This is a genomic window from Paraburkholderia sp. BL25I1N1 (genome assembly GCF_003002025.1).
GTDB lineage: Bacteria > Pseudomonadota > Gammaproteobacteria > Burkholderiales > Burkholderiaceae > Paraburkholderia.
Window position 1 is genome coordinate 184,646 of the sequence record NZ_PVZB01000014.1, and the last position, 12,376, is coordinate 197,021.

At 60.7% G+C, this 12,376-nt stretch carries 13 protein-coding genes; 6 read left to right on the plus strand and 7 right to left on the minus strand.

Going from position 1 to position 12,376, the window contains the following annotated elements:
* Window positions 1-90 precede the first annotated feature (90 nt).
* Window positions 91-1,275, plus strand: a complete 1,185-nt coding sequence (locus B0G73_RS22085) for an acetylornithine transaminase (protein WP_106283404.1) — start codon at window positions 91-93, stop codon at window positions 1,273-1,275.
* 18 nt (window positions 1,276-1,293) lie between these two features.
* Window positions 1,294-1,764 carry a GNAT family acetyltransferase gene (locus B0G73_RS22090; RefSeq protein WP_106283405.1) on the plus strand — a complete coding sequence of 157 codons (471 nt, stop codon included), beginning with the start codon at window positions 1,294-1,296 and terminating at the stop codon, window positions 1,762-1,764.
* A gap of 108 nt (window positions 1,765-1,872) precedes the next feature.
* On the opposite strand, the gene B0G73_RS22095 is transcribed toward B0G73_RS22090, so the two are convergent.
* The 7 genes from B0G73_RS22095 to B0G73_RS22125 all read right to left on the minus strand — a co-directional run bounded on the left by B0G73_RS22095 (window position 1,873) and on the right by B0G73_RS22125 (window position 8,907).
* On the minus strand, window positions 1,873-2,589 hold the full coding sequence (locus B0G73_RS22095; RefSeq protein WP_012434106.1) for an ABC transporter ATP-binding protein: 717 nt from the start codon (window positions 2,587-2,589) through the stop codon (window positions 1,873-1,875).
* Window positions 2,589-3,362 carry an ABC transporter ATP-binding protein gene (locus B0G73_RS22100; protein ID WP_106283406.1) on the minus strand — a complete coding sequence of 258 codons (774 nt, stop codon included), beginning with the start codon at window positions 3,360-3,362 and terminating at the stop codon, window positions 2,589-2,591. Before B0G73_RS22100 ends, B0G73_RS22095 begins: the two co-directional genes overlap by 1 nt.
* 19 nt (window positions 3,363-3,381) lie before the next feature.
* The gene (locus B0G73_RS22105; RefSeq protein WP_106283407.1) at window positions 3,382-4,551 is read right to left on the minus strand and encodes a branched-chain amino acid ABC transporter permease; all 1,170 of its coding nucleotides are present in this window, start codon (window positions 4,549-4,551) and stop codon (window positions 3,382-3,384) included.
* A gap of 18 nt (window positions 4,552-4,569) precedes the next feature.
* Window positions 4,570-5,520, minus strand: coding sequence for a branched-chain amino acid ABC transporter permease (locus tag B0G73_RS22110; RefSeq protein WP_012434109.1), 951 nt, complete (start codon window positions 5,518-5,520; stop codon window positions 4,570-4,572).
* Between the two features lie 230 nt (window positions 5,521-5,750).
* On the minus strand, window positions 5,751-6,950 hold the full coding sequence (locus B0G73_RS22115; protein WP_106283408.1) for a branched-chain amino acid ABC transporter substrate-binding protein: 1,200 nt from the start codon (window positions 6,948-6,950) through the stop codon (window positions 5,751-5,753).
* A gap of 539 nt (window positions 6,951-7,489) precedes the next feature.
* Complete coding sequence (gene ispH / locus B0G73_RS22120) at window positions 7,490-8,449, minus strand: 4-hydroxy-3-methylbut-2-enyl diphosphate reductase (protein WP_106283409.1); 960 nt, start codon at window positions 8,447-8,449, stop codon at window positions 7,490-7,492.
* A 2-nt stretch (window positions 8,450-8,451) separates the two neighbouring features.
* Window positions 8,452-8,907: a peptidylprolyl isomerase gene (locus B0G73_RS22125; RefSeq protein ID WP_106283410.1), complete on the minus strand. Its 456-nt coding sequence runs from the start codon at window positions 8,905-8,907 to the stop codon at window positions 8,452-8,454.
* Between the two features lie 165 nt (window positions 8,908-9,072).
* Here B0G73_RS22125 and radC point away from each other — a divergent pair, with 165 nt between their 5' ends.
* From radC to nadB, 4 genes are all read left to right on the plus strand, one after another.
* Window positions 9,073-9,852 (plus strand): DNA repair protein RadC, encoded by a 780-nt coding sequence (gene radC, locus B0G73_RS22130; protein ID WP_106283411.1) that lies wholly within the window; start codon window positions 9,073-9,075, stop codon window positions 9,850-9,852.
* Between the two features lie 241 nt (window positions 9,853-10,093).
* Window positions 10,094-10,327, plus strand: a complete 234-nt coding sequence (gene rpmB, locus B0G73_RS22135) for a 50S ribosomal protein L28 (RefSeq protein ID WP_012434114.1) — start codon at window positions 10,094-10,096, stop codon at window positions 10,325-10,327.
* 10 nt (window positions 10,328-10,337) lie between these two features.
* The gene (gene rpmG / locus B0G73_RS22140; RefSeq protein WP_007180630.1) at window positions 10,338-10,505 is read left to right on the plus strand and encodes a 50S ribosomal protein L33; all 168 of its coding nucleotides are present in this window, start codon (window positions 10,338-10,340) and stop codon (window positions 10,503-10,505) included.
* 245 nt (window positions 10,506-10,750) lie between these two features.
* Window positions 10,751-12,349: an L-aspartate oxidase gene (gene nadB / locus B0G73_RS22145; protein ID WP_106283412.1), complete on the plus strand. Its 1,599-nt coding sequence runs from the start codon at window positions 10,751-10,753 to the stop codon at window positions 12,347-12,349.
* Window positions 12,350-12,376 lie beyond the last annotated feature (27 nt).

The following is a 12,376-nucleotide window of genomic DNA, read 5'->3' on the forward strand; positions in this document are numbered from 1 at the left end:
CATGCCGTGGCTTTTCTGTTTTTCGGCCGCTGGTTCGTAGTTGGCCAATCTTCATCTACCCTTCACCCCTGCTGTCTGGAGCCTGCCGTCATGAATTTCAATGAATATCCGATCGAGTCGCTGATGTACATCACGAACCGGCCCGAAATCGTTTTCACGCACGGCAAAGGCTCGTGGCTCTACGACAACAACGGCAAGCGATATCTGGACTTCATCCAGGGTTGGGCGGTCAACAGCCTCGGCCATTGCAACGACGGCATGATCGAAGCGCTGAACAAGCAGGCGCAATTGCTGATCAACCCATCGCCGGCTTTCTACAACCAGCCGATGGCGCAGCTCGCCGACCTGCTCACGCAACATAGCTGCTTCGACAAAGTGTTCTTCGCGAACAGCGGCGCCGAAGCCAACGAAGGCGCGATCAAGCTCGCCCGCAAGTGGGGTAAGAAATTCAAGGACGGCGCGTTCGAGATCATCACGTTCGATCACAGCTTCCACGGCCGCACGCTCGCCACCATGTCGGCGAGCGGCAAGCCGGGCTGGGACACGATCTACGCACCGCAAGTGCCGGGCTTCCCGAAGGCGGACCTGAACGACATCGCGTCGGTGGAAAAACTGATCAACGCGAAAACCGTTGCCGTGATGCTGGAACCGATTCAGGGCGAAGGCGGCGTGATTCCCGCCACCCGCGAGTTCATGCAGCAACTGCGCGAGTTGACGAAGAAGCACAACCTGTTGCTGATCGTCGATGAAGTCCAAAGCGGCTGCGGCCGTGCCGGCACGCTGTTCGCGTACGAACTGTCGGGCATCGAGCCGGACATCATGACGCTCGGCAAGGGCATCGGCGGCGGCGTGCCGCTCGCGGCACTGCTCTCGAAGGCGGAGGTCGCCATATTCGAAGCGGGCGACCAGGGCGGCACCTACAACGGCAATCCGCTGATGACCGCGGTCGGCTACTCGGTGATTTCGCAACTCACGGCGCCGGGCTTCCTCGAAGGCGTGCGGGCGCGCGGCGAGTATCTGCGCGCGAAGCTGCTGGAGTTGTCGGAAGAGCGCGGCTTCAAGGGCGAACGCGGTGAAGGGTTGCTGCGCGCGCTGCTGCTCGGCAAGGACATCGGCAACCAGATCGTCGAAAAGGCGCGCGACATGCAGCCCGACGGTCTGTTGCTGAACGCGGCGCGTCCGAACCTGCTGCGCTTCATGCCGGCGCTGAACGTGACGAACGAAGAAATCGACCAGATGATGGCGATGTTGCGTTCGATTCTCGACACGCTGTAACCGAACAGGACCGCGCGTATGACGACGAGCGCAACGCTATCGATCCGCCGCTTCGAAGCGAGCGACACCGATGTCGTGGTCGCACTGTGGCAGCAAGCCTTCCCCGAGTACCGGGACGTCACGAGGCCGCAGCGCAATCCGCATCTGTCGATCGCCAACAAGCTGGCGACGCAGCCGGAACTGTTCTTTGTCGCGGTGCTCGACGAGCGCATCGTCGGCACGGTGATGGGCGGCTATGACGGCCACCGCGGCTGGCTGTATTCGCTCGCGGTGGATGAGTCGCTGCGTCGTCACGGGATCGGCACGCGGCTCGTCGCGCATGTCGAAAACGCGTTGACGGAGCGAGGCTGTCCGAAGCTGAATCTGCAGGTGTTGTCCGCGAAAGCCGACGTCCGTGCGTTTTACGAGGCGCTCGGTTATCGCGCCGATGCTGTGATCAGCCTCGGCAAGCGTCTGGGTGAGTTTGCGGACGCGGTGCCTGCCGCCTGATTCGAGCCACGCCAAATAGACAAAGGCCGCATGCGTTTTCGCGCATGCGGCCTTTTTCGTAGGCAGAGCAAACTAAACGGGCTTATTCACCCGACTCATTCGCCCAACTCATTCACCCAAATACGCCGCCCGCACTTTCGGATCATCCAGCATCTGCTTCGCGTCACCCGACATCGTGACCAGACCCGAGTCCATCACGTAGCCGCGATTCGCCGCCTGCAGCGCGAGACGCGCGTTCTGTTCGACCAGCAGCACGGTCATGCCTTCAGCCGAGATCGCCCGCACCACTTCGAAAATCTTCTCGACCATGATCGGCGACAGACCCATCGACGGCTCGTCCAGCAGCAACAGCTTCGGACGCGAGATGATCGCGCGCGCCATCGCCAGCATTTGCTGTTCTCCGCCCGAAAGCGTGCCGGCGTACTGGGCCGCACGTTCTTTCAGACGCGGGAAGAAGCCGAACATGCGATCCACGTCCGCCTTGATGCCGTCCGTATCCGTACGCAGATAAGCGCCCATCTGCATGTTCTCGACGATCGACATGCGCGCGAAGATGCCGCGCCCTTCCGGCACCATCGCGAGACCCTTCTTGAGCAGCAGATGCGGCGGCACGCCCTTGATCGACTCGCCCATGTACTCGATGTCGCCGATCGTGTACGGCTTGAGACCGGTGATCGCCTTCATTGTCGTGGTCTTGCCCGCGCCGTTCGCGCCGATCAGTGTGACCAGCTCGCCCTGCGCAACCTCGAGGTCAATCCCCTTGACTGCCTGGATGCCACCGTAATTGACCTGCAGGCCCTTGATTTTCAACATTGCTGTAGCCATTAGTGGACCCCCGCACCCAGATAAGCTTCGATCACCTTCGGATCCTTCTGCACGTCCTGCGGCAGACCTTGCGCAATCACCTTGCCGTAGTCGAGCACCGTCATCTGGTTGCACAGACCCATCACGAGCTTCACATCGTGCTCGATCAGCAGAATCGTCTTGCCGTCCGCGCGGATCTTGTCGAGCAGCTTGGTCAGCTCGACCTTTTCCGTCGCGTTCATGCCGGCGGCCGGTTCGTCCAGCGCGAGCAGCTTCGGATCGGTTGCCAGCGCGCGCGCGATTTCCAGTCGACGCTGGTGGCCGTACGACAGGTTGCGCGACGTGTAGTCCGCGTACTGCGCAATGCCCACGTATTCCAGCAGTTCGATCGCGCGTTCCTTGATCTCGCGCTCTTCCTTGCGCTCGGCCGGCGTCTGGAACACCGCACCCAGCAGGCCGTGCTTGGTGCGCACGTGGCGCCCGACCATCACGTTTTCCAGCGCGGTCATGCCGCCGAACAGACGGATGTTCTGGAACGTGCGCGCGATGCCGGCTTTCGCCACCTGATACACCGCGGTCGGCGTGTAGTTCTCGCCGTCGAGCTTGAACTCGCCCGAATCCGGCGTGTACAGGCCCGTGATCACGTTGAAGAAGGTCGTCTTGCCGGCGCCGTTCGGGCCGATCAAACCGTAAATCTGGCCGGACTTGATTTCAAGCCCGACGTCGGACAGCGCCTGCAAACCGCCGAAGCGTTTGTTGGCCCCTTTCACCGACAGTCGAATGTTATCGCTCATGTTTTTTCTCCGGCGGTGCTTAGGCGCGCACCGGCTTCTTGCCGCTGCGCTTCGACAGTTTCGCGATCTTGTCTTCATGCTTGGGCGACGGCCACAAGCCTTCCGAGCGGTACAGCATGATCAGCACCATCGCGAGTGCGTAGACCAGCTGACGGATCACTTCCGTATCGACGATTTCGTGGCCGAACACCATGTTCTGCAGCGGGCCCATCGTCGAGCGCAGGAATTCCGGCAGCACCGCGAGCAGAACCGCGCCGAGAATCACGCCGGGAATGTGGCCCATGCCGCCCAGCACCACGCACGCCAGCACCACGATCGACTCCGGCAGCGTGAACGATTCCGGCGACACGAAGCCCTGGAACGAGCCGAACATCGCGCCCGACAGGCCGCCGAACGACGCGCCCATCGCAAAGGCCAGCAGCTTCACGTTGCGGGTGTTGATGCCCATCGCCTTGGCGGCGATTTCGTCTTCGCGGATCGCGGCCCATGCACGGCCGATACGCGAGTGCTGCAGGCGCGTACACACCCAGATCACCAGCAACGCGGCGAGCACGAACAGGTAGTAGTACGAGTACACCGACGGGAACTGGAAGCCGAACAGCGAGTGCGTTTGCGCAAGGCTGAAGTCGCCGACGTGCACCGGGTCGATCCCCGTGATCCCCTTCGGGCCGTTGGTGATGTTCACCGGACGGTCGAGGTTGTTCAGGAAGATCCGCACGATTTCCCCGAAGCCCAACGTCACGATGGCGAGGTAGTCGCCGCGCAGACGCAGCGTCGGTGCGCCGAGAATCACGCCGAAGAACGCGGCGACGGCCATCGCGCACGGCACGATGATCAGGAACGGCACGTGCAGGCCATTCGGCGCGAGATGCGCGATCCACTCGAACTGCGAGGACAGATGCGGCGAACTCAGCAGCGCGGACGTGTAAGCGCCGACCGCGTAGAACGCGATGTAGCCCAAGTCGAGCAGGCCGGCGAAGCCGACCACCACATTGAGGCCGAGCGCGAGCATCACATACAGCATCGCGAAGTCGAGCACGCGGACCCAGTAGTTGCCGCCTGCGGTGCCGATGATCATCGGTGCCGCGATCACGAAGATCGCGGTGATGATGCCGACGGTCAACGTCTTCGTCAGGTTCTTTTCAGGGATGAGCGTCGTGGACGGCTCGATCGGTTGAATTGAGGTCATGTCTGTTTTCTCCCGGGATCAGGCGCGATCCGCAACACGTTCGCCAAGCAGGCCCGACGGACGGAACACCAGCACGATGATCAGCACGATGAAAGCGAACACGTCCTGATAGTTACTGCCGAACACACCGCCAGTGAGGTTGCCGATATAGCCGGCACCCAACTGTTCGATCAGCCCAAGAATCACGCCGCCCACCATCGCGCCGCCGAGATTGCCGATACCGCCGAGCACCGCTGCGGTAAAGGCCTTCAGGCCGGGGATGAAGCCCATATAGAAGTGCGCGTTGCCGTATTCCGACGCGATCATCACGCCGGCCAGTGCGGCGAGCGCCGAGCCGATCATGAAGGTGGCCGAGATCACGAAGTTCGGGTTCACGCCCATCAGCGAGGCATTGCCCGGGTTTTCAGCGATGGCTCGCATGGCGCGGCCGAGCTTGGTCTTGTGGACCAACAGCAGCAGGCCGCCCATCACGAGGAACGCCACCACGATGATCACGATTTCAGTCATCGAGATCACGGCGCCAGGCGTCGTGTCGGTGGCCTTGATCACGTTGAGCGGGTCGGTGGGCAACAGCTGCGGGAACGGCAGCGGGTTGCGCGACCAGATCATCATCGCGAGGGTTTGCAGCAGGATCGACACGCCGATCGCGGTGATCAGCGGGGCGAGACGCGGCGCTTTGCGCAACGGCCGGTAGGCCACGCGCTCGATCGTGTAGCCGACCGCCGCGCACACAATGGCCGCAATGATCAGCGCGATGATGAGCGTCGGCACATTGCCGAGGCCGGGGAAGTGGTTCTGAAGCACGCCTATGGCTGAGAGCGCAACCATCGCGCCCACCATCAACACATCGCCGTGAGCGAAGTTGATGATGCCCAGGATGCCGTAAACCATCGTATAGCCCAGTGCGATGATGGCGTAAACGCTGCCAAGCACCAGCCCGTTGAGGACCTGCTGGATGAAAATATCCATTTAATGCTCCTTAGCCCGTGCGACTGGATTCGCGTTCTTCATCAGCCGGTGGGCGGTGATGCGGTACGCCAATCTCAACGGCACTGCGGGTACTGATGTAAAAGACCGGTAAGGGTTATCCGCTGCCGGTTCACCTGGGCGACTGGATGACAGTCGCGGGCTTGCCTTCGGCGGATGCAAAAACGGCACCGTTGGGTGGTTTCGGTGCCGTCAGGCTGAACGTCCCGTCATCACATCTTCACGACGTCGAGAACCGCTTTTTTGCCGTCCTTGAAGTCGTAAAGCGTAATGGCGCCCTCTTTCAAATCACCCTTGTCGTCGAACGCGATGTGACCGATTACCCCGTTGTAATCCGTCGACGGCATCGCAGCCAGCACCTTGGGCGCCTCGATCGAATTAGCGCGCTTCATTGCATCGACAATCACGTATACAGCGTCATACGTGAATGGCGCGTAAATCTGCACCGGTGTGTGGAAGCGGTCCACGTACTTCTTTTCGAAGTCCGCTCCCTTGTCCATTTTCGAAAGCGCAAGTCCTGCTTCCGAACAGACCAGGTTTTGCACGGCGGTTCCCGCCAGCTCACCCACCTTGTCGGTACACACACCGTCGCCGCCAAGGATTTTTGCCCTGATACCGAGCGCCGCCGCCTGTTTGGTAAACGGCCCGCCCGTTGCGTCCATGCCGCCGAACATGATCACGTCCGGCTGAACACGCTTGATCTTTTTAAGGACGGCCTGAAACTCCGTAGCCCTGTCATTCGTGGTTTCGCGCGCAACGACCTTTGCCCCGCTCGCCTGTACTGTCTTCGCGAACTCGTCAGCTAGACCCTTGCCGTAGACGCTCGAGTCGTCGACGATCGCAATGCGTTTCGCGTTGAGCACTTTCGTTGCGTAATTGGCAAGCGCCGGCCCCTGCTGGGCATCGGTCGCCACCACGCGATAAGTCGTCTTGAAACCTTGTTGCGTGTACCCCGGGTTCGTTGACGACGGCGAGATTTCCAGGATCCCGGCATCGCTATATATCTTGGACGCCGGGATCGAGACGCCCGAATTCAAGTGGCCGACCACGGCGACGACATGATCGTCGACGAATCTTTCGGCGACCGCCGTGCCCGTTTTCGGGTCCGCGGCGTCATCTTGCGCGTCGAGCTGCAGCTGGATCTTGCGGCCGTCGATAGTCAAACCCTGGGTGTTGATTTCATCGACCGCCAAACGCGCGCCGTTTTCATTGTCTTTGCCAAGATGAGCAATGGGCCCGGTCAACGGGGCCGCATGACCGATCTTCACGACAGTCGCTTCGCTCGCCGGCGCCGCCGCGACCGTAGCCGCCGACGCACCCGCTCCCGCCTCGCCATCCTGTTTCTTGCCGCACGCGGTCAACATCGCAACCGCGGCCGCGATGGACACGGCGTAAGCAAATCTGACTCGCATTAAGTAGGTCTCCCGCACCTTCCAGAAACTATCGTTCAGGGCCCTAAGGCCTTGAGAACGCGCGCATTGTAACTCCAATTTTGCGACGGGCAATATTGTTGAACCGGCAGGGTTTTCCTGCATTGCAACCTTATTTTGAGAGCGAAATCCCCTAAAAGGCGCAACCCGGTTGCGATAGTTTTCCGTGCATCAGTTGCACCAGCGTCGCACCCAATGGCATCAAGTGTTGCGGCGAATTTCGCCGAGCCCCGGTGACAGCGCGCTTCGCCTTAGGTATTACGTTTTAGTGACTATGGCGATACACGCACTATCTTAGTGCGTCAAAAAACCGCCGACTGCTTTAAGTCATATAAAACGGGGCCGCATCACATATAAATCTATAAAAAACCGGATCACTTTTCAAAAAAATTTGTGCGCGCAGACGCCAAAACCGGCACTTTCTTGTGATCTGGCACTTTATTATGGATAGGCTTGATGACGGCTGGAGATAAAAAAAGCGCGCCCTCGGGCGCGCTTTTCTTTCAGCAGTTGGCAGATTGTCAGGCTGGCAAACCCAGCCCGCGCGGCAACGGAAACGCGATGTTTTCCTCGATGCCGTCCAGCGCGCGCACGTTGCGCACGCCGAGTTCACGCAACCTGGCGATCACCGCCTGCGCCAGCACTTCCGGCGCCGAAGCGCCGGCCGTCACGCCGATGCGGCGCTTGCCTTCGACCCAGACCGGATCGATCTGATCGGGCGAGTCCACCATATAGGCAGGCACGCCAAGCTTTTCGGCCAACTCGCGCAGCCGGTTGGAATTCGAACTATTTGGGCTGCCGACCACGATCACGACGTCGCACTGCGGCGCCATGAACTTCACCGCGTCCTGACGGTTTTGCGTGGCGTAGCAGATGTCCTGCTTCTTCGGCTCGCGGATGGCCGGGTATTTGGCCTTCAACGCGCCGATGATCTCGGCGGCGTCGTCGACCGAGAGCGTGGTTTGCGTGACGAAGGCAATCCGCTCGGGATCGGCCAGCTGCAAGGCCTGCACGTCTTCGATGTCTTCCACCAGATGCATGCCCTCGCCCGCCTGCCCCATCGTGCCTTCGACTTCGGGATGGCCTTTGTGGCCGATCATTACGATGTCGAAGCCGTCCTGGCGCATCTTCGCGACTTCGATATGCACCTTGGTCACGAGCGGACACGTCGCGTCGTACACGCGCAACCCGCGCGACTCGGCTTCCGAACGCACGGCCTTCGACACGCCGTGTGCGCTGAAAATGACGGTATTGCCGGCCGGCACTTCCTCCAGCCGCTCGATGAAGATCGCGCCTTTCTTGCGCAGATCCTCGACAACGTAGGCGTTATGGACGATTTCGTGACGAACGTAGATCGGCGAGCCGTGCAACTTGATGGCCCGCTCGACGATCTCGATAGCCCGGTCGACGCCGGCGCAGAACCCGCGCGGCTGCGCCAGCAGGATCTCGGTTTCAGCAAGAGTCGTATCCGTGGTGCTCATGTTTACAGAATCCCGATGATTTTCACTTCAAACGCCAGCGCCTGGCCGGCAAGCGGGTGGTTGAAATCGAACAGAGCCGAGGTTTCGCCGACTTCTTTCAGGACGCCGGCGTAACGGCCGCCGCCCGGTGCGTTGAATTCGACCAGGTCGCCCGGCGAAAAATCCTCCCCGATCATGCTGTTTTCCCGCAGTGTGGCCAGCGACACGCGCTGGATCAGTTCCGGATTGCGGGGACCGAACGCCTGCCCCGGCGTTAGCTGAAAGGTCGAATGGTGGCCCACCTTCAAACCGAGCAAAATATCTTCCAGCGGCGGCGCCAGTTGGCCCGCGCCCAGCAGCAGCGTGGCCGGTTTGTCGTTAAACGTATTGATGACTTCGGCGCCATCGGCAAGGGAAAGCCGGTAGTGAAGCGTCACATGTGAACCGGGTTTCACTTCGGAAATGTCGATGATGCTCATGCAATGCTCGCTCAGTCGAAGCGCGCTGCACGCGTGCGCCGCTGGCGCAGTCGACGCGTGTGGCAAACCGTCGGGTGCCGTGCGCAAAGCGTCTATTGTAAGCCACATGGCGAGCGGCGGCTCGCGTCGTGGCGCCCAAAACCCGAAGCGGAGGACACTCTATATATGGCAGATGACGCCACCCTGTTTGACGAGGCAGCCCTGGAGGCGCCCGCCACCAAGTCGCAGCCGCCCAACGGAACGGCTTGCGGCGCACCATCGCCCTCGCCGCTTCTGCGGGGCAAATGGCTTAAAGACGATATGCCGCGCGAGCGGTTGCTGAAGAAAGGGCCCGGCGCGTTGTCGGATACCGAAATGATCGTGCTGATACTCGGCTCCGGCCTGCCCGGTCACGACGTCTTCAGCGTCGCGCGTGAGTTGCTCGACCGTTTTGGCTCGCTGCGCGCCATGCTCGACGCGACCTACACGGATTTCGACGGCCTGCGCGGCGTCGGCCCGGCGAAAAAAGCGCAATTGCTCGCCATTATGGAAATGGCGCGCCGTTCGTTAGTCGATAAGCTGCGCTCACGCTCGCTGTTGAATTCACCCGAAGCCGTGGAAAATTACCTGCGTCTGCGCATCGGCGGGCGTCCGCTGGAGGTTTTCGTCTCGCTCTTCCTTGACGCGCGGCATCGACTGATACACTGCGAGGAAAGCGCGCACGGCACGCTCACGCGCATGGCCGTGTATCCACGGGAGATCGTGCGGCGCGCGCTGAGCCTGAACGCGGCCAGCCTGATCGTCGCGCACAATCACCCTTCGGGCGCCGTCCAGCCGAGCGCAAGCGACCACCGCCTGACGCATACGTTGCGCGACGCCCTGACACTAATCGACGTGCAACTGGTCGATCATCTGGTTGTCGGCGTCGACAGCGTTTACTCGTTTGCCCGCGCCGGCTGGCCGTGAGAAGGCGCGAATCAGGGTCGCGCAGATGCCACGGCGGGTCCGGCATCGCAAATAAGGTTTGATTTTGCGGCTTTTTTTCCGCTATAATTCCGGTTTGCCTATTTCCAACCCCCTGTTCCGAAGCCACCAAGGCGTTCCGGAAAGGAAACGTGCCTAGAGTTGTGTCACAAGCTCAGCGCGAGTCTTTTCGGGAAACTTTCACGGCGTTCGAACTCAGAATTAGCGTATTAGGAGTGCTCTCATGGCACGCGTATGCCAAGTAACTGGGAAAGCGCCGATGAGCGGCAACAACGTTTCCCACGCGAACAACAAAACCAAGCGCCGGTTCCTGCCGAACCTGCAAAGCCGCCGTATCTGGGTGGAAAGCGAAAACCGTTTCGTGCGTCTGCGCATTTCGAACGCTGGTCTGCGCTTGATTGACAAGAACGGTATCGACTCCGTGCTCGCAGATCTGCGCGCACGCGGCGAAGCCTAAGGAGTAAATCATGGCAAAAGGCGCACGCGACAAGATCAAGTTGGAATCGACCGCAGGCACGGGTCACTTCTACACGACGACGAAGAACAAACGCAACATGCCGGAAAAGATGCTGATCAAGAAGTTTGATCCGGTCGTCCGTAAGCACGTTGAGTACAAGGAAACCAAGATTAAATAAATCTTGGCTCCTGCCTGACGAAGGCAAAGACATGCAAAAAGCCTCGCATTCGTGCGGGGCTTTTTTGTTTTCGGCGTGCACTTATTTTTGCATGTGTGCCGCTATCGATGCATATTCGCTTACCGAATAGTCTTATGCCATTCGGCCAGCTTTCCCTCATCCATTGCGGCGCGTATCCTTTCTCGTTTTAGCGGCGAGCGAATGGCACGCCGTCACCGCAAAACGAAAAGACGGAGATGTAGGCAATGGAATTCGATGTGGCGATTGTCGGTAGCGGTCTGGCTGGCTTGAGCGTCGCGCTCAATCTGGCGGAAACACGTCGTGTAGCGGTGGTCGCCAAGCGATCGATGACTGAAGGCGCAAGCGACTGGGCGCAAGGCGGCATCGCCGCAGTTCTGGACTCGGCGGATAGCATCGAAAATCACGTACGCGATACGCTGATCGCCGGCGGCGGTCTTTGCGACGAAGCAGCCACGCGTTTCATCGTGGAACATGGTCGCGCGGCGATCGAATGGTTGATCGCGCAAGGCGTGCCGTTCACCAAAGACGACGACGCCGAGCTCGGCTTCCACCTCACGCGCGAAGGCGGCCATAGCCATCGCCGGATCATTCATGCGGCAGATGCAACCGGCCATGCCGTGGTGGCCACGCTCAGCGAGCGCGTGCGCCGCCACCCGAACATCACGCTGCTCGAAGATCACTACGCCATCGACCTCATCACGTCCGACCGTCTCGGCTTGCCGGGTCGTCGTTGTCACGGCCTGTACGCGCTGGATCTGCAAAGTGGACGCACGGTCACGATCGAAGCACCGCATACGGTGCTCGCCACGGGCGGCGCGGGCAAGGTCTATCTCTACACCACGAATCCCGACACTGCGACGGGAGACGGCATCGCGATGGCGTGGCGGGCTGGTTGCCGCGTGTCGAACATGGAATTCATCCAGTTCCATCCGACCTGCCTGTTCCATCCGTATGCAAAATCATTCCTGATCTCAGAAGCGGTGCGTGGCGAAGGCGGCATTCTCAAATTGCCCGACGGCACGCGCTTCATGCCGAATCACGACGAACGCGCTGAACTTGCGCCGCGCGATATCGTCGCGCGAGCGATCGACTTCGAAATCAAGAAGCGCGGCATCGACTGTGTGTATCTCGACATTAGCCACCAGTCGCCCGAATTCCTGCGTGAACACTTCCCGACGATTCTGGCGCGCTGCCAGGAATTCGGCATCGATATCACCAAAGAGGGCATTCCGGTCGTGCCGGCTGCACACTACACGTGTGGTGGCGTCGTCACCGATCTGGCGGGCCGCACGGATCTCGCGGGCCTCTACGCGGTCGGCGAGACGTCATGCACCGGCCTTCACGGCGCGAACCGGTTGGCCAGCAATTCGTTGCTGGAGTGCCTCGTGATCGGCCTCTCCGCGGCGCAGGCTATCGAAGAAGAAGGGTTTAGTGCCGCCGTCCACGCCCCGCTGCCGGACTGGGACGAAAGCCGCGTGTCCGATCCCGACGAAGAAGTCGTGGTCGCGCACAACTGGGACGAACTGCGCCGCCTGATGTGGAATTACGTCGGTATCGTACGGACCGACAAGCGGCTCGCGCGAGCGAAGCATCGGCTCGCCCTGCTGCGCGACGAGATCCACGAGTATTATGCGAACTTCAAGGTGAGCCGCGACCTGCTCGAATTGCGCAATCTGGTCGACGTGGCTTCGCTGATCGTCGAAGGCGCGCGTTCGCGGCGCGAGAGCCGCGGCCTGCACTTCAGCCGTGACTGGCCGGCGACCTTGCCCAAGGCGCTGCCGACCGTGCTTTCGCCTGAGCATGTGCGCAATCGCAACGTGTGATCGAGACAAGCCGATGCGAAAAGGCCA